Genomic DNA, 18606 nt, shown 5'->3' on the forward strand with positions numbered 1-18606 from the left:
AATTTAAATCCAAATAAAGTAATGTGATTTGAATGTTTTCATTCAAGTTACATTGCTTTTTTTCTTTTTTTTCAGAGGCACAAACCGTTGGTACTGAACCCTTTTGGCTTGTTTGAGGCAGTAGTAAGTTAGAGGGCCGCCTAATTATTTCCTCTGAGAATTCCGATAATATGGAGGAATGTATTTTATTGTGAATGACTCAGAAAGGAAGCGGAGACCTTGTTCAAAAGGGTAGAGAGTGAAGTGGAACTAGCCATGTTCAACGGAATATGGACAACTGTCTGGACAGAAAAAGGATTCGAGCTTGAATTTTCAGAGGAAATTCTGGAAAGATACGTGGTGATTACGGAGGAAGGATACTATGTGGGTACAACGGAGATCAAGCCGTATTCGGAGGATAGCCCCATTAATGAAATTGGACCATTCCACACGCATCCCATGATTCAAGAGAACCTGAAAAAGGTTGCAGAGATTGATAAAATGGCGGTTTTGTCGAGCTTCCGGGGGCAATATATTGCCGAATTGTTATCAGCCATTGTTCATTACGCGGAGAAGAACGGTTTGACCTATTTTGTCATGTTGCTTGAACCTACGTTGATGCGAGCTTTGCGAATCTCATATCATCTACCGATTAATAAGGTTGCGGGAAGGGTGTTTTATAAGGGCGAAGACGTTATTCCCTCAATTGTGGATGTGAGAGATGTGTATATGCATAAGGAACGGTATTCGTGGATTATTCATTCGGAATCGGATTCAGCCTTGGTCTCCAAGGGACTACAATTGTCCAGGCATACTTAATTTATAAGATCTTACATAGGTTATTCATTGTATTTTGATGGGAATACTTTACAGGGGGGAAGAAACATTATGGCTAAGGGAGCTCTGACAGAGCTAGACAAACGTAACCGTCTATTCATCAAAATTTTGTGGATCATGCTTGCGTTTAGTATCGTTACCGATATTATGATTGGACTCGGCATGAACATTATTTTGATGCTTGTGGGTATAGGAGGTACGTCATGTGCAGTGGCTACATTCATGACATACAAGCGAATCTGGGTAACATCGATTAAATATTTTATCGCTTGTATTGTGACATTGATTGTTGTCATGCTAATCGTATTCGATCCGAATCCGGTAATAAGCACATATTTCTTAGTTTATGTGAACTTGGCCATTATGGCACTGTATGCAGATTATAAAACGATCATATTTACAGGAGTGCTCGGTGCGGGAGTGAGCACGTATATCTTTATGATACCGGAGTATGGAGATCAACTGTTTGCAGGGGATTCGCTCCTGTACTTGTATCTATATCTTGGGTTTGCGACGGCTGCATTAGCCTTTGGTGCGAACTTTAGTCAGCGATTACAGAAGCAGGTTAACGAGAGACAGAAGGAGACACTGGAAGCGAAGAAGGTTGCGGATCATTTACTTGATCAATTGAAAGCCTCCGTTCTAACGCTGGATCAGTTCAGTAACAATCAGCAAGAAGGCGTACGTACAACAGGAGAGATCAGTAAGGAAGTTACGCTGAGCTTCACGGAGATGACATCGTCCATTGAGGCACAGACGGGTAGTGTCATGAGAGTAAACGAGACAACGCAGACGATCAATCAGACTGTGAGTACATTGCTAGATGGCACACGCGAGCTTCAGAATTATGCAGCAGAGAACACCAGACTTACAGAGCAGAGCAGCACTCAGATGGGCGTGTTATCTGCTGACGTGGAGAACGTACATCAGATGATGGGCAGTACAGTAGAGATGATGCAAAAGCTTAATAGTGATAATGAACGAATTAGTTCCATCGTAAGTGTCATTCAGGAGCTTGCGGAACAAACAAACCTACTCGCATTGAATGCAGCGATTGAAGCCGCGCGAGCAGGTGAGCATGGCAGAGGGTTCGCCGTTGTATCCGATGAGGTACGCAAGCTAGCAGATAGCTCAAGAAAAGCGGCGGCTGAGATCGATGGCATTCTATCCAATATTCGCTCGCAAATTAGTGGACTACATGGACAGGTTGTTCATGGGCAAACTGCTGTAGCCACCAGCAGGACGGTCTCACAGGAAGTGAGCGACCTTATTGAGCAGATCCATGAGAATATGGAGCGGATGAAGGAGCACACCGATCGTGTAGGCGAATCGTCGAACCATCTGCATGTGCAGCAGAATGATATGGTAGACAGTATGTCTCACATTGCGGGGATTACGCAGGAGAATATGGCTTCTGTTGAAGACATGCATCAAAATATGCGAACGCAGGATTCCAAAATGACAGACATGATTAGCGACTATGCTAAATTAGATCAGTTGATTACAAGTATGAAGAAACTGGTTGCTGCTTCATAATCAAGAGAGAGGCCTAAAGGGCCTCTCTTTTGTTGTTGGAAAAATGGGAGTTTTGGATCAATATAACTAACCTAAGCCCTATATCCATTCCTTCCAATCTGGGTAATAATTATATATGTAGTTCAAAATAAAGCTTTTTGATTCCGAGGGATGTCTACGGCATCTTTTTGAACATGCATGATGAATTTGTAGCATTGGAATCTCACTACGTAACGATAGGGGGTAACCTGTATGGCGTCAATGATTCTACTGGTGAAACAGACGGAGGACGATGAAAAGGTTATTTATCGATTCGGACCGAATGAGCGGAAGATGGGACTCATTGAGATGAATAAGGTTAAGGAAAGTGTGAAGGAACTGGAGCCTGTTCAGGTGGACGGCATCAGTTCAAGTTTTTACTTCAATCGAGCCGCCCAGCGATTGGTGCGATGTTTGTTCAGAGAAGGCGGTAAGTTTCCAGAGCGAACATCGTTTGAATCATAGTCCGTCTTGGATCTTCTAGTAAGAAGGCTGAGCAGACCATTGGCATAGCATGAAGCACCAACTGAGTAGGTGCAAAATAGAAGAAGTCCAAGCGCAACAGAGAATAGTTGCACTTGGACTTCTTTGTGTTGGATAGTGGTTTAAGGGTGGGACACAGGAGCTGCGAAGCGATCGATCCATGCCCGTAATTGTTTACGGAAGGACGCTCTGGAATGTTGGGTAATCTCGATGCTGGCATCACTTTCGCTATTAACGTTATCATTGGAAATGCTCCAGAAGCCTTGTTCAGTATGAAGCATAAGCAGAGCTTGATCTGGCAAAGGGATCTCAGTTTGGTCGCTGGTATAACGAATAATACTAAGGTTATCTACTTGACGACCAGACGCTTCAAAGGACTCATACCAACGCGTTAGTAGTTCATGCGATTCCGTGGGAATTTCCCAATCATTCATGAGGGTATCTAACGCAGTGTGGTTATCCTCGTTCGTAAGTACATTCCATTGTTCCTCTGTTAGCTTGAATGGAGTGGGCTGTTCAATGAATGGCTCCTGTTGTCCTGTGTAGAACCGGAATAGCTCTTCCTCCCATTCCTGCGGTTCTGTCCAAGTGAACAGGTGAACACGTTGATCCACGGCTAAGTGATATAAGTATGTATCGTTGTTATCTGTACCTTGGTGAATGGTTAATACCTTTTCTTGCTCAATGCTATCGGAATAGGCGCGAATCATGCCGCGACTTTGGGCAAAATGCATCAGCATCTTCAGAAACTCTGGCTCGATCTCAATCTCCGTTTCTTCCATACGTACGATAAGCCCTTTGGATAGTAGGCTGTGAGAGGCTGCTCTCAGAACAAGTTCCCAGTGTTGTTCAGATAGTTCACCATACATTGGTTTGAGAAGCCCGGCGGCAATGTCTTCTGCGCCAAGCGTGGCGAGCGCAAATCCGAATTCTTCGATAGATAGGGTAACTAGAGGTTTAGCCATGAGTTTAATCGCCTTCTTTCGATTAGATGAGTGTGTAGAGAATGTGTGATGAGAAAAACATGTGTGCGTGACTACTTTCGGTTTTTGTTTTTTGGAGAGATGCCAGTTAGTTCTCTATCTTAAAAGAGAGGACGCAACCAGCTAAATGGTATTTTTTCAAGATCCAAATCATGATGATTAGAGTGCTGATAACTCTTACTAGGACTACTAATCGACTGAATTTAATCGACTCCATAGATTGCTGATCACTCACTCCCCTTTATTTATAATGAATAGTAAGTTTTACATGTTGTCTTTATAAAGATGCCAACGTTGTCGTAGCAGACCCAAGTAAGTGGTGAGTTCTTTACCAGTGAGCATGTGAAATGTACTTATATCTTTATACTTATTATGGTGTAAATGAAGCCGGTAAAAGGCTGGTGAATGTTGCGCCCATTTACGAAGAAAAGGCTGTTTGAGTTCAATTCGTGTTATGACCTTCCAAGGAATAGATGCACCATTATTTAATAGGATTCGTGATTTGTCCCAACGAACGAGTATAGGTTCGTTAGCTACTGCAATCCATGTTAAAGAAAACCAAGCTGGACCAAAGAACCAGAAACATAAAAGGCAAGCTGAACCGTAGCATGCATATTGGAAGAAGTTAAGATCAGCAGTCAAAACTTCATATAGAAGAATGAAAGCAACTAAAATGAACACAAAACAAACAAACAAAAGACTTGTAGAAAGCTGTCTTTCTAGAATAAGTTATGGATTCCATCGCGTACTCCTCATGAATTCACCATATTCCATTTACAACTTGCGTCCAATTCCTACATTATTTCATTTGCTTTTTGGACGGTGATTTACGTTCATTCCAGGTTTTGCGAAGCATTTTAAGAATGTCGTGCTCCTGATGTTTCAGTAGACTGTATGTATAAATTTTATGGCTTTGTCCGTTATGCATTTTCAAGTCATAGTAGGATGAGGTAGGTTGCATCCATTTGTTGATTCCCGGTGCAACCAATTGAATCGTTTGAATCTCCTTCCAGTGCAGGTGCTCGCCAGATTCGGCCCTAATACCAGATTCGTCAAAGCCAAACAATACATTGGAGCCAAATATTCTAATGATGTTCCACGCGAATAGCCGCCCAACAAACCAAAAGCTTAAGAAGGCAGCACTGCTATAATAAATGGTTTCTAGTGGATTGTTCTGACCAAAGATCACGTCAATTATCAAGACAAAACCAGCAATAATTAATAGAACAGAAATTAATGCGTGACGTATAGCAAACTTGCGTTGGTATGTAACGTACTGCATGGAGAACCCCCAAAATTAGAAGTGAAGTACAATACTTGTCTTTGTGTAAACGCCAACGATGATGTACATTCTCAAATAAGTGATTACTTCTTTACCCGTGATCATGAGAGATGTACTTTTATCTTCAAGATTATTATCGTGTAAACGAAGTCGGTAAAAGGGAGGCAAATTGTTCTACCCGTCTATGCAGCAAGGGCCTTTTGAATTAGGTTCCTATAATGGTATTGCAAGTAATAGAGACGGGTCTACCGTCCCATATGGAGAAGAGATTATTTATTAGCTTTCCAGGATGATTTCAAGATTTTGAAGTAATGAGTAAATTCACGATTTGTAAGGGCATGATAAGTATTAATTATCACTTGTTTACCCCCTGATAAAGTTAGAGAATACGATGGGGGAACAGATTGAACCCATTTACTCATTCGTGTTCGATGAATGTCTATTTTTCTTATTTCTGTCCAGGGAATAAGTTCACCGCTTCTTAATTTTACATTTGTTTTATCCCAAGATACTAAAACTCTCTTAGTGAATAATAATAAAACCATATTCATAAGTAGAGGTCCGAAAAACCAGAATCCTAGTATTGCAGATGAACTGTAATAAATAGTTCTGCTTAGACCTGTATTTTCATGGGATGAAGCGACGATTAATATCAAACTAATCAAAATAAGAATAATACCACATGCAGCTTTTAATAAAACTGTTTTTCTTTGATAGGTTATGGATTGTTCCATAGTACCTCCAACTCTCTCAAATTATTTAAATAGGCTACTAAAACCTCGAATTAGTTTCTCAGTAGACTTTGCTATAACATCACCTGCAAGTGCTCCAGCTGAGCCTCCAAGATACGCTCCTATTGCTGTGCCAGGCGGTCCAAATACACTTCCAATAGTACCTACTACGATTGCTCCTGCAGCTGAAGATGCTGATTTTATTACAACGTTAGATGCTGATACTACAAGATCAGTCTTTGTAAGAGTGCCGTCTTTTAATTTAGACACTGTTTTGACACCCTCATCGAAAACATTTAGACCAATATTTATAGGGTAGAGTTTTTTTGCAATCATTTTGGGAATGAAGGATTTTTTCATACCATTGCTACCTTTATGAACCCCTGAAACAACATTACGAGTCCATTCTCGAAAGGATTTAGCTTTGTCAAAACCTAGTCCAAGCCCATCCATTTTCAACTTAGAAGTAAGCTTGTCGAAACCTTTTAGTCCTTTCATAACGATACCGGGTCTGCGGAATTGTTGATCCATTTTCCGTGCTAACCTACTAAGGTAACTATTACCTTTTCCTTTTACCCATTTGGCATTATGGACAGCGGCGCCTTTTGATTTTGATGCACTATCTTTGAAACGTACAATTCCTGTCAATACAAAAGAACTGGCTAAACCACTGTATAGAAGGGTTCCAGTTGTTGCAAGATTAGTACGATAACTATTTAGTACATCCCAAGACTTACTCCCTTGATCATACAGGTCCGATAACGTTGTTTTAACATCTTTGCCAGAAGGAGACTGACCTCCATTTGCCTGCACACCTTGTCCCTGAGACTGATCCGCTTGGGCGAAACGAGTGGCAATCGTATTCAGCTCTGTGCCGATGGAAGATACCGAAGTGGAGAAGTTCGCCATTTGCCGATGTGCCACTTGAAAATTCTGAAAAAAACGCTCCTGTGTGATTCCGGACCATTGACTCTGTAATGAACTAATATGTCTGCTCAGGTTGCTAATCATATTTCTACTTTGTTCCGAAGCTTGCGCAAATTGGTTGGAGATATCCTGAAGCTTCTCAGGAGGGACAACAATTCTTGTCACGACGTTCACCTCGCGAAAAAATGATAATGAAGACATTCTACATTATGTATATATGAAAATAACTCAACTCTAAGGGATAATTACCCAATAATTTTAATGGTCGAAACGCGCTTTCGCAACGGATAAGAAGCATTTGACGCGCAAAACAGTTCTATGGTCAGGCTAAATGAGGAGTCTCACTAAGACTTTATTCCTGTAACCGGGACGAATGAAAGTGAAGAATGAAAAAAGTCCCCAACCATCTTAAAGAGGTTGGGGACTTAGAAGTTTAATATGACTACTACTTAATATTCGTTAGTTCAATTTTATATAGCTTCTCGCTTCAAAATGTTTTGGCATATGAGATGAGAGCAGTAATGGTAATAATGTTGAGCAAGGTTGAGATGAGTACCGTTTGAGCAGCAAAGTCTGGCTCATTGTCGTACTCTTCGGCTAGAATGGATGCATTCACCCCAGTCGGCATACCAGAAGCAATGATAAGTGCCTGCGCGGCAATACCTTGCATACCTAATAGCAATACGATGGAGATCCCAATGGCTGGGCCAATCAGCAACCGTAGAAATGTGCTAATATACACATCAAGGCGATATAACCGAATCGGATATTTTACAATTTGAGCACCCAGTGTCAACAAAGCTACAGCGACCATACTTTGCTGCGCATAGGTTAGCGGCATAGATAAGAAGGTTGGTAGTGGCACATTCCACATATGAAGCAAGATACCGAGCAAAAGCGCGTAAGGCACAGGCATTTTTAGAAATCCAATAATCACTGCGCGGTAATTTCCCTTAAGCTTGGCGCCTTGAATGGAGAGTACCCCATAAGTAAAGGTCAGCAAAGCCTGCAACGACATAACGAGCGCTTGAATGGATGAGGCAAGTGGATCGCCACGGAACACAAGCGCATTAATCGGTAACCCGTAATTGCCCGCATTGTCGAGCATGATACTGTTATTAAAAGCAGCCTTCATACCTTTGCTCATCCGAAGCGTACGTGCCGTAACAGAACCGATAATATAGAGGATAACGACATAGATCGCATAGAATAGCGTGACCGTACCGAGTAATTCACCCGACATATCCGAATGATACATGCTCATAAAGACAGCGGCCGGGGTAATACAATAGAAATTAATTTTGGCGAGGGTGTACAAGTCTAGCTTGAACACCTTTTGCATCCAAGACCCGACGGCAATTAAGAGAAAGACGGGCAGGACGACTTCAAGTATGATGTCTGCAATCATCTGTTCAACTTCCTTTTTCATGAAAATTTCAGCCTATTTCGAAAAACCTTCAATCATTATAGCACTAAAAGGAGCGTGTACGTCCTATGATTCCAGATCATTTAGAACCAGGTTTATCCATCCTGTTTATCGGATTTAATCCAAGCATCACGTCCGGCGAGACAGGCCATCATTATGCATACAAAGGCAATCGCTTCTGGCGTATCCTCGAACGTTCCGGTTTGACACCGCGTTTATATCAAACTGAAGAGGATGGGGAGCTACTGAAGTTAGGATATGGATTTACGAATATTGTAGCGCGACCAACAAGAGGTGTAGAAGATATTACACGTGAAGAGTATGCCGAGGGACGGGAGATTCTAAAGCAAAAATTAGAAAAATACCGCCCAGACATCGCTTGTTTTGTCGGCAAAGGGGTGTATACCCAATATAGCAAACGCACCAAAGTAGGGTGGGGATTCCAAGACGATCCAGTCGTTCCGGAGATTCATGAATTTGTAGCTCCTTCGTCCAGTGGTCTGGTACGGATGTCGATGGATGAGATTGTGGCGATCTATACGCAGCTCAGTGATTTTATATCCGAGAAGAAGTAAATACACCTTATGCAGGATTCGCTTATCCGGCTTCTACCGGGACGAGCGAATTCTTTTTTTTGGATGAAGTGAGAAGTTTCGGGAAGTCATACCGTCTATATAGTACAGAACCATGCATGGAAGCTGTAGAGAAGGGGGATTACATGGCACAGCAGCTACAGGAGGAGGAACTCATTGAACGCATTATTGGGGGAGAGAAACAACTGTTTGCCGTCCTTGTGGATCGATATAAAAATAAAGTCTTCGGCATTATGCGCGGAATGGGCGCAAGTCATCAGGATGCACAGGATCTAGCTCAGGATACGTTTATTCGTATCTATCGATATTTGCCAACGAGACGAGCGGGGAGCAGTTTCTCTTCGTGGGTGTACACCATCGCAGTGAATCGAATGCGGGATTTTCTACGGGAAAAGAAACCGGTGATGACGGCTGTAGACAACGGTCTAGAGCGCAGTCATGACAATACACCAGAACAACAAGTGCTGCACAAGGAGATGCAGCGTGAGATATATCGCCAAATGGACGAGCTACCTGAGGCATATCGGCTTGTCCTATTGTTGAAATATACAAATGAGCTGAGCTATGAAGAAATCGCAGAGATTACTGGCATGAGCCCAGGGCAAGTGCGTAATGCCCTCCACCGAGGCAAAAAATCACTTAAGAAAAAGCTGGAAAGTAGAGGAGGGTTAGCAACATATGAAGCCTATTCTAAATGAGGAAGAACGGTTGCTGGAGCAGCATTTGTTCCGGGAAGAACCAGACGCTGATTTTACGCTGGAAGTGATGCAGAAGCTGGAAGATGTATCCATGGTGAGCGGAGAAGATGAGCTACAGCCGAAGAAAGCCAGCAAAAAGAAATGGTTCCGTCGAACCGGGATGGCTGCCGCTGTAATTCTTCTGCTTGGGGGAGCATGGTTCGCTTGGGAACAGAACGTAATGCCTACAAAGCCAGGCGTGAGCGCAGTGAATCCGCCACTTCCGAATATCCCTGTTCCAGAAAGCTTGAGGTATTTCAATCTAACTGATGATTACAAGCGTCTACAGCCACTAGGTCTATACGTTAATCCGCAGATTGAGATTGAGAATGAGGGCTACACGCTCAAGATCCATCATATGCTGGTGGATCGTTCGCAGATTGTGATGACGATAGAACAAATAGCCCCGGACGGGACAAATGCATACCTTGTTACCCCATACTCAGGCAATATTCATATTACAGATGAAAATGGACATCAAGTCGCCACAATTGTAAAAGAAACCAACCTTTACCGAGCCGGTTTTCAGAGATGGGTATTTCAACTGAATGATGACATCCCCGATCAAGTGGTTGTACGAGGGGAACTGGGGCATTTAACTGCAGAAGAATACACTATTGGGGTGAATAAGCCATCTGAAAAGAAAACGATCGACTGGAGCTTTCAATTTAATTTGGATATGACCAAGGCCAAAGCGTTATCTATCCAAACACCACTGAAGGACACGTATACAACGCCAGAAGGTTTACAGATCGGATTAACTCAAATGATCCGAACGCCAAATGGAATTCGTCTGGATCTCGATGTGAGCCTGAGTGATGAGTTGCAAGCTAAAGTCGAGGCAGGATGGGACGAGGAGCTGGAAATTTTGTATCATCTGGAGATTCCTGATACGAAGGAATATCGTATTTTTAACGGCAGTAGGTCAGGTGCGCGGCAAGCTAAATTCCAAGTGAAAGACCTCAGCCAGCTAAGTGGTACAGAGGGGCATATCCAATTATCCGAGGTGTGGGATCCTGCATATGTAACGCTGGATGCGAAGCATATTCGTTTTGTGCTGGATGGCTACACGTTACCTGTAAAAGAAGAAAAGCAAGTCGAATTTGATCTGAATCAGCTCTACAGAAAGCCTGTAAAAATTAAGCAAGAAGGTACTGAGTACACTATTCATGGTTATAGCTTTGATCCTGTCCAAGGGGCATACGATCTGGAGAAGGATAGGAAGGACACGGAGGAAAATGAACTTGTGCTTAAAGCAAGCTCTATTCAAACGGGCAAACATGCTCGAGAAAATTGGTTGATCGTGGATGATGTAGGGAATGAGCATATAATTGAAGGTGTAGGAACTGAGATTAGAGTAAATGAAAAGGGACAGAGCATAACGGACAATTGGAAGTTTATGGTTCGGGATTATGATCGAAGCAAGGGTTCAAAATTCACACTAAAACGAACAATTTACAAACAAGACTTTGACGATGTTGATTGGGCAGTGGATTTACCGTCTTACAGAAGTTTGCCTTGGCAGCAATGAGGAGGAATCTGTAGAAATCAATGTTCTCATGAACATCTCAAATTTATGAGAAATTTGAATGAAAATCTCTTGTTGATTTTCAAGAGGAGAAGCGAAGCGATCGGGAAGTTATTCTGTCATCGAAGTGCCAAGTGTAAACTATTCTTTAGTTCAATTTATATGGATTAGAGCTATCTCTATAAATACACACAGGGGATGTCCCATAGTCAACAATATGACGAGGGACATCCCCTTTAGCATTACTATAATGTAATGAACCTGACACAAGCTATTCGCGTCCATTTTGCCGGATCTGATATCTAACGAATCATAGAGGCGTTAATTCCTCGATTCAGTCGATTTTTTAGGTTTTGCCACTGTTGTATGACAGAATAGCGTTACTGAGGTTCGTTAAATCTTGCATACGTACATAATCTGTCTATTAAGATGTGGTAGGTTCGTTAGCGCTTGGAGCGAAGAGAAATTCCTTTTGAGACAATCCTTCTCCGTGTCTATCTTAGTCTATCCATCCACATCTAGCGTGAGATTCCATGGGTTTAGGGTTTAGCCTACGAACAATCACTACACTAACTTCAGATGATCCCCAATCAGCACTTTCTGACCTGTACGGGCACTTTCGAGAGATGCAAGCACCATTGCCATACTGTACTGATTATCGCTACAGTGTGTTTCGGGAAGGCGGCCAGCCTCTAGCGCAGAGAACATATCCTCAAGACAGCCATGATGCCCGGTTTTCTCCATCACAGGCAACGTTCCTTCGATTCGTTCATGGGGCTGCAAGAACGATAGTTTGCCATCAGCCTCCTGCTGTTCCGCCGCAACGACCTCCGCATAGATCGCGTCATGACCATCCCAGATGGCAGTGCCTTTCTCCCCAGTAACACGCCACGACGCTTCCCATGAAGTAGGTGAACCTTCAGCGCACCAAGAACCGCGATAGTTGAATATCGAACCATCCGACATTTCGAATATACAGATTGCCATCGCATTGCCTGTATACCAGGAGCCAGGAGGATTGAATTCATGACAATAAACAGATACGGGGTTCGCCCCCATAATTAATCTAGCTTGATCGAAGGTATGTATGGACATATCCAGTAACAGCGGACTATCCATTACGTCACGAAATCCACCGAAGTGAGGACCGAGGAAGAAATCAGCTCCTGCATACCCAACTTTACCAATATGCCCATCTTCTATCAGTTGCCGATAGGCACGAATACGTGGATCGAAGCGGCGATTCTGCATGACCGCTTGAATACGACCCGTGCTTCTTGAAGTTTGCACGATGTCTTCACATTCAGCGAATGATTCAGCCAGTGGTTTCTCGCCAAACACATGGCAGCCCGCTTGTAACGCAGCCATAGATATACCGTAGTGGCTAGCTGGAATCGTTACATCGAATACAATGGTTGCATCGGTAGCCCGGATGGCTTCACGGATATCGGTGAACGTTGGACAGGTGAGACCATGTCTAGCTGCAAGTGCTGCTGCCACAGGTTCGTATAGATCCACAAGCCCTACAATCTCTGTGTTCGGTCTAGCCAGTGCGTAATCTACCCAAGTGTTGGACATGGCACCACAGCCGGCGATAACGACTCGATGTTGTTGAGTCACCTTATCATCTCCTCTTGCTTCTCATGTGCTTCATTGATGTTTGATGTGTTCATCGGTTAACTTCTCAGACACGTCAGACACGATACTCCTGCTGCCTAGACTGGATTCGGTACAAAATCCCCGCCACGACACTGCTTCAGATAACGAAGGGCATGCACCTGTCCTGTCATCTCTAGTTCGTCCTTGTAGACCGGATCATGCCAGCCTTCAATATCAATCGTGCCTTGGTATCCATGCTGCCGCAGAATGGTGATAATATCCGACCAATTGCTATCCCCGAAGCCCGGTGTGCGATGCCATACAAATTCATGCGGTCCATGCACGCCATGCTCCTTCACAATATCCCAAGCAATGGTGGCGTCTTTACCATGCACATGGAACACTTTAGGTGCCCATTTACGCAGTTGAGGAATTGGATCAATCAGGCTGACCATCTGGTGGCATGGCTCCCATTCTAGTCCGATATTGTCCTCTGGTACAGCGTTGAACATCATTTCCCATGCGGTTGGATTGTGGGCAATATTCCAATCGCCAGTCTGCCAGTTTCCACCCATATCACAGTTCTCAAATGCGATGCGTACACCGCGTTCTGCCGCTCGGCGTGTTAACTCTCCAAACACCTCTTTGAATTTAGGAATCGATTGATCGATAGGTTGATCAGTCAGTCGTCCTGTGAATCCCGAGACGATATCTGCGCCGAACAGATGGGCATGATCAATAGCTCGCTCCCAGCTAGCCAGTGTATCTGCGTTATTGCCAGCCCCGGTAAGTGGATTACCGAATACGCTAAGCGCGGAAATGACAACATTATTTTCGTCTACAATCTCGCGAACACGTTTGGCTGTTTCCGTTAAATCCAAGTCTCCTGTCGTCTGCCAGAAGGTCAGATTGAATGATTCGAAGCCGTGCTGCATAATCTGTGGGATGACGCGAACAGCGTCTCCTCCACCTACCAGGGTACCTATACGCAATGGATTATTCATCGTTGTAATTCACTCCAATATTGGCTTATAGTAACTTCAATGACACACTCATTATATCCGGGCATCTGCCAGATAGCTCTATACAATCTTGTGCAATATTAGTCCGATCTTGTGGGGAAGGAGCCACTCTCGATGTTAGATCTGAAAGCGCTTCACGAAAATACAAGAATTGACCATAAGTCACATCCATTTCAACTGTTTGAAAATCGTTTCAGGCAAATGAAAGCTGGCGAATGTATTTTATATTTGCATTGGCATGAGCACTTCGAACTTATTATGATGCGAAAGGGCAGTGTCCTTTTTCATATCGATAGTAAACCTTACGCCGCGGAAGCAGGCGAGCTGATTGTCATTCCAGGTGGGGCGCTGCATGTTGGATATGCCGCTCAAGAGGGGGATGTGGAGTACGATTCAGTCGTGGTGAACCCGGCTCTATTTCATGATTTTATACATGATCCGGTTCATATACAGTACGTTGCTCCCTATCTAGAGGGGAGAGTGAGGTTCCCGGTAAAACCTGCTGACCAAGACAATGTCTGTCTCACGTATTATGCATTGATGCATGAAGCGATCGAAGAGATGTCCATACGGCCGCCGGCTTATCAGCTTGTGGTGAAATCTAAGTTGCATGCTCTATTCACGATGCTTGCCCGTACATTTCTACCACAGCAACGATTAGAGCGGAGCACGAGGTCCTATTTTCCCAATCGAGAACGATTCAAGCAATTGATTGAACAGGTTGAGGCGACACCGACATCCAAAATCTCAGTGACTGAAGCGGCGAACCAAGTTGGACTAAATGCATATCATTTCTGCAAAATGTTCAAAAAACTAACCGGCCGTACATTCGTGGAATATGTAAATGGATGCAAAATGACAGAAGCGGAGCGGCTGCTGCGTGAGAGCAGTCTAACGATTACGGAGATTGCCGCTAGAGTGGGCTGCGAGAATGCCAATTATTTTACTAAATTATATAAAAAACATAAGGGAATGACCCCGTCACAAGGGCGGTTAGAGAAAGAACGTTAGGTGCTCTAGAGTTGATTAAAGGATGAATTGAGGTATTGAGGTGTAACTGAGGAATAGTGATGGGTATTCATTACTCTAGCCTGTGAAAAGAAAGAAAAAAACGGACGCTCGCACCAATCTGCGAATGCCCGTTGGAATCGTGTAATAAGACTACTTCATAAATCGGGAGAACAGCCGGTTGGCTTTTCTGGAGAGGTCGTCCAGCTTGATGTTGGCTTGATCCAATTGGTTGTATCCCCATTTGATCGTTTGCAGCATGCGTGGAGACAGTGGCGTTCCCTTAATCCTTGGATAGATATTGTGATATGCCCAGACAAGGTGTTCCCAGCGATGATCGTTACCGTCCTGAATGTATTCAGATACGTCCAGAACTTTGCCACGTCCATTCTGGAGCAACACATTTTTCAAATGAATGTCCCGCGGATTTAGCCCACGACTGCGGACAGCCTCGCGAGCTGCATCCACATCGAGCATCACTTGCTCGGGAACGGGGATTCCCTTCTCCAGACATTCCAGCAGTGTGTCCCCAGGCTCGTAACTAATAACGAGAATATTCCTGCCGCTGCCGTAATATGTGGGGAAATAGGGTAAACCTTTGAGCTGCTCATATACTTCTTTTTCGTTTTGTAACTTGTCCAGGGCATGATCCGAGTACATTTTGAAGGCGTATTGTGGCAATCCCTCATACGTAAATACGGCGGCATCTGTACCTGTGCCGATGCAGTGCAAGCCGTGCACTTGGCCAATGATGTCTACAAGCTCATTCCGGTCGCTTCCGATGACTTGGATCTGTTGTAAAGCTTCTTCTGCCTGGAACCAATCCGGTCGATTCATGGGTGGTGCCTCCTTTAAGGATATGCCTCTAATCCTTATTCAAATGAATACATCTCATCTTGTGCTCAGCATGATGATATTATATAAACGATACGGATATCATCGGAAACGGTTGCGGGTATAAGAAAAAAACGGAAAGACGCGCTAAAACGAAAATGATGTAACTAGTGCGGCAGCAGATTAAATGTTGTAGGGTTAAAATGCTAGCGAGTTTAACGTTTAGGTTTCGTTATGCTCACCATTTTAGCTCTGCTGCGGCACGAGTAGCATGAAATGAGCTCGAACCTATATCTTACGAACTTGAGACACGCTATTTCGAAAATATAGCACCTATCCAGTATTTAGCGAACTCAGGACACCTTATTGTAATCAAAGGGAGTAACTCAGGACACTTTATCCAGCTTTTTCGTGAAATAAGGATGCTGAGCTTCGTTGCAATTTCAATATGGCTCAAATACAGGTGATAAGCTCGCCTGAGTTCGTTAGGACATGTCTGAAAACTCGCTGAAGAGTAAGTCTTATAACTGCGTTCGGCCCCTGCTACGTCACTTTCCCTTGACTCTGGCACGCCTGCGGGAAACTTCATGGCTTAGAACAAAAATCGGCAAAATAGGGGTTCTTCGGATTTTCAGACACGGGTATGATGAAATGAAATCATTTATCGTATCTATTCCCAAGTTTGCTCATAATCAAAAGTGGACTTTTTGAACAATCACATAAAGGGGTCTTGTACAGATCGTAAACAACCTACACAATGTACACAGATCCTGTTATACAGAAAGGCAGAATAACTTATGGCACAATACCCTCAGTGGTCTTACTCGCAGTCGCGGGCAAGCATGTTCGATGAGTGCCTGCGCAAATATTATTATCACTATTACGGAGCACATAACGGTTGGAAGACGGAAACAGCGGACGAGATGCAGGTGCGGTTATATCGTTTGAAGCAGTTAAGCAATCTATATTTGGTATTTGGTGATCTAGCCCACCGGATGTGTGAGTCTGCTGTACGCAGTAGAGAGGAAGGCAAGGATAAGCCACGTAAACATTTTCTGGAACAGATGATGCGCAAATTGCTCAATCAGGCCTATGTGGAATCCATGGATCAAGATCAGTGGCGACAAGATCCGAAGAATCGTGTGATGTTATCCGAAATGTATTACGGTGACGATACGTTGGACGACCGAATTGCTACAATTAAGGAACGTGTCTCTGCTTGTGTTAGCAACCTCTATCAGACGCTGACGTGGGAGGACTTATCACGCGCTAGCACAACGATTCTGGAAATAGAGAAATGGGATACCATGTTGCTGCACGACACCCGCGTATATGTGAAGATGGACTTGCTGTACCGCCGTCGTAATGGCAACATTATCATTGTAGATTGGAAGACAGGCAAAGAGGATGATTTCTCCGATCAGCTGATGTTGTACGCATCCTATGTCAAGGAGCATTACCAAGTTCCGTTAGAGCAAATTGAGCTAAGAGTGGAATACCTTTTGACCGGGACACACAAGCAGTACACGGCAACAGAAGAGGATATAGCGAAGGTGGAAGAGAACGTTCGTCGTTATATTGAAGAGATGCGATCGTGTGTCGCAGATGAATACTATAATCGTCCGAAGGACGTCTCGTATTTTACACCGATGCCTTCGCATCGTGCTTGCAGGGATTGCAATTTCCGAGAGGTGTGCAGTGAGCGTGCTGTTTAAGCGGAGGAACGAACCTAAGACATGTATGCGTGGTATATTGCAAAATAAAACTAGAAGCGCCAGACTGGACAATTCTGCCCAGACTGGCGCTTCTATTGCGTTCCACAGGCTTAAGGAGAGAGCCTGTGGAACGATAATGTTCAAGATCATCTAACCGCCACGGATTCCCTCCGTGAGCTGTCATGTCTTACTGGACAGTGGCGGCATTCTCCAGCGCCTGTCCTGCAGGGACATAGGCATGCCCGAGATCCCGGGCAACAGCCTCATACGTGATATGTCCATTCAGCGCATTAACCGCGCTGCGAATGGACGAGCTCCCGCGAATCGCAGCGGCTGCACCATGGCTTGCGAGTTGCAGTGCATAAGGCATGGTGGCGTTAGTGAGCGCCACCGTCGATGTACGCGGCACTGCACCAGGCATGTTAGCCACCGCGTAATGCACGACTCCATGCTTTACATAGGTTGGATTATCATGGGTTGTAATATGATCAATGGTCTCGACAATTCCGCCCTGATCAATCGCGACATCTACAATGACCGAGCCCGGTGACATCGTCGTAACCATCTGCTTGCTGACCAAGGTAGGTGCTTTGGCACCAGGGATCAGCACCGCACAGATGAGCAGATCAGCTGATGCTACCGCTGTTGCGATGTTGGATGGACTCGATACCAGCGTATGGATCTGATTGCCGAAGATATCATCCAGCTGGCGTAGCCGATTCAAGTTCAAGTCTAGGATAGTCACGTCAGCTCCAAGTCCGATGGCAATTTTGGCGGCATTGGTTCCAACCGTTCCTCCGCCTATAATGACCACTTTACCGCGACTAACGCCAGGTACACCGGATAACAGAATGCCTTTGCCGCCCTCAGTTTTTTCTAGAAGCTGGGCTCCGATCTGGGCCGACATACGCCCGGCTACTTCACTCATCGGTGTAAGCAGGGGGAGTGATCCGTTTACTTCCAGCGTTTCATATGCAATAGCGGTCACCTGACGTTCAATTAGGGCTTTGGCCAGAGCAGGCTCTGCCGCAAGATGAAGGTAGGTGAAGAGGATGAGCCCAGGTCTGAAGTAGTCGTACTCGCTTGGAAGAGGCTCCTTCACCTTCATAATCATATCGGATTCTGCCCAGATCGATGCGGCTTGCTCTCGTATTTCTCCACCAGCCACAACATATTCTTGGTCTGTGAAGCCACTTCCAAGTCCAGCACCCTGTTCAATCATCACCTGGTGACCGGCTCTGACGAAATCAGCGGTTCCAGCAGGGGTTATTGCAACACGGTTTTCATTGTTTTTGATTTCTTTGGGAATTCCGATTCTCATCACCATGCACCTCGTCCATTTATTGGTTGTTAGCTTATACTACAAGT

Annotated in this window: 17 protein-coding genes; 8 read left to right on the forward strand and 9 right to left on the reverse strand. The window is 44.4% G+C overall.

Translation table 11 applies throughout. The features are described 5' to 3' along the window. Positions 1–219: 219 nt before the first annotated feature. The 3 genes from M3636_RS19170 to M3636_RS19180 all read left to right on the forward strand — a co-directional run bounded on the left by M3636_RS19170 (position 220) and on the right by M3636_RS19180 (position 2835). Positions 220–798, forward strand: a complete 579-nt coding sequence (locus tag M3636_RS19170; protein ID WP_128100585.1) for a GNAT family N-acetyltransferase — start codon at positions 220–222, stop codon at positions 796–798. A gap of 69 nt (positions 799–867) precedes the next feature. After that, entirely contained in the window at positions 868–2352 is a 1485-nt protein-coding gene (locus M3636_RS19175; protein WP_251383639.1) for a methyl-accepting chemotaxis protein, read from the forward strand. 231 nt (positions 2353–2583) lie between these two features. Next, a complete protein-coding gene (locus tag M3636_RS19180) occupies positions 2584–2835 on the forward strand; it encodes an RNA-binding protein (RefSeq protein ID WP_128100587.1) in 252 nt (83 codons plus the stop codon). A 140-nt stretch (positions 2836–2975) separates the two neighbouring features. On the opposite strand, the gene M3636_RS19185 is transcribed toward M3636_RS19180, so the two are convergent. The 5 genes from M3636_RS19185 to M3636_RS19205 all read right to left on the reverse strand — a co-directional run bounded on the left by M3636_RS19185 (position 2976) and on the right by M3636_RS19205 (position 8184). After that, positions 2976–3818, reverse strand: a complete 843-nt coding sequence (locus M3636_RS19185) for a hypothetical protein (RefSeq protein ID WP_145407284.1) — start codon at positions 3816–3818, stop codon at positions 2976–2978. 817 nt (positions 3819–4635) lie between these two features. After that, complete coding sequence (locus M3636_RS19190; RefSeq protein WP_251383640.1) at positions 4636–5118, reverse strand: hypothetical protein; 483 nt, start codon at positions 5116–5118, stop codon at positions 4636–4638. Positions 5119–5387: 269 nt separating this feature from the next. Next, on the reverse strand, positions 5388–5852 hold the full coding sequence (locus M3636_RS19195; RefSeq protein ID WP_251383641.1) for a hypothetical protein: 465 nt from the start codon (positions 5850–5852) through the stop codon (positions 5388–5390). Positions 5853–5873: 21 nt separating this feature from the next. Next, positions 5874–6941 carry a WXG100 family type VII secretion target gene (locus M3636_RS19200; RefSeq protein ID WP_251383642.1) on the reverse strand — a complete coding sequence of 356 codons (1068 nt, stop codon included), beginning with the start codon at positions 6939–6941 and terminating at the stop codon, positions 5874–5876. A 322-nt stretch (positions 6942–7263) separates the two neighbouring features. Continuing rightward, positions 7264–8184 carry an AEC family transporter gene (locus M3636_RS19205; protein ID WP_128104331.1) on the reverse strand — a complete coding sequence of 307 codons (921 nt, stop codon included), beginning with the start codon at positions 8182–8184 and terminating at the stop codon, positions 7264–7266. A gap of 86 nt (positions 8185–8270) precedes the next feature. Between M3636_RS19205 and M3636_RS19210 the strand changes: the two genes are divergently transcribed. The 3 genes from M3636_RS19210 to M3636_RS19220 all read left to right on the forward strand — a co-directional run bounded on the left by M3636_RS19210 (position 8271) and on the right by M3636_RS19220 (position 11063). Then, positions 8271–8777 (forward strand): mismatch-specific DNA-glycosylase, encoded by a 507-nt coding sequence (locus tag M3636_RS19210; protein WP_251383643.1) that lies wholly within the window; start codon positions 8271–8273, stop codon positions 8775–8777. Between the two features lie 143 nt (positions 8778–8920). Then, entirely contained in the window at positions 8921–9493 is a 573-nt protein-coding gene (locus M3636_RS19215; RefSeq protein ID WP_251383644.1) for an RNA polymerase sigma factor, read from the forward strand. Further along, a complete protein-coding gene (locus tag M3636_RS19220; protein ID WP_251383645.1) occupies positions 9474–11063 on the forward strand; it encodes a DUF4179 domain-containing protein in 1590 nt (529 codons plus the stop codon). Before M3636_RS19215 ends, M3636_RS19220 begins: the two co-directional genes overlap by 20 nt. 561 nt (positions 11064–11624) lie before the next feature. Here the strand turns inward: M3636_RS19220 and M3636_RS19225 are convergent. Then, entirely contained in the window at positions 11625–12680 is a 1056-nt protein-coding gene (locus M3636_RS19225) for a Gfo/Idh/MocA family protein (protein WP_251383646.1), read from the reverse strand. A gap of 95 nt (positions 12681–12775) precedes the next feature. Further along, positions 12776–13663, reverse strand: coding sequence for a sugar phosphate isomerase/epimerase family protein (locus M3636_RS19230; RefSeq protein ID WP_145407289.1), 888 nt, complete (start codon positions 13661–13663; stop codon positions 12776–12778). Between the two features lie 132 nt (positions 13664–13795). On the opposite strand from M3636_RS19230, the gene M3636_RS19235 reads away from it, so the two are divergent. Beyond that, the gene (locus M3636_RS19235; RefSeq protein WP_251383647.1) at positions 13796–14692 is read left to right on the forward strand and encodes a helix-turn-helix transcriptional regulator; all 897 of its coding nucleotides are present in this window, start codon (positions 13796–13798) and stop codon (positions 14690–14692) included. A gap of 150 nt (positions 14693–14842) precedes the next feature. On the opposite strand, the gene M3636_RS19240 is transcribed toward M3636_RS19235, so the two are convergent. Then, on the reverse strand, positions 14843–15526 hold the full coding sequence (locus M3636_RS19240) for a protein kinase family protein (RefSeq protein WP_251383648.1): 684 nt from the start codon (positions 15524–15526) through the stop codon (positions 14843–14845). A gap of 794 nt (positions 15527–16320) precedes the next feature. Between M3636_RS19240 and M3636_RS19245 the strand changes: the two genes are divergently transcribed. Next, positions 16321–17238 (forward strand): PD-(D/E)XK nuclease family protein, encoded by a 918-nt coding sequence (locus M3636_RS19245; RefSeq protein ID WP_251383649.1) that lies wholly within the window; start codon positions 16321–16323, stop codon positions 17236–17238. 187 nt (positions 17239–17425) lie between these two features. Here M3636_RS19245 and ald read toward each other — a convergent pair whose 3' ends face one another. Further along, a complete protein-coding gene (gene ald / locus M3636_RS19250; RefSeq protein ID WP_251383650.1) occupies positions 17426–18559 on the reverse strand; it encodes an alanine dehydrogenase in 1134 nt (377 codons plus the stop codon). Positions 18560–18606 lie beyond the last annotated feature (47 nt).

Source organism: Paenibacillus sp. MER 99-2, assembly GCF_023714095.1.
Taxonomy (GTDB): domain Bacteria; phylum Bacillota; class Bacilli; order Paenibacillales; family Paenibacillaceae; genus Paenibacillus.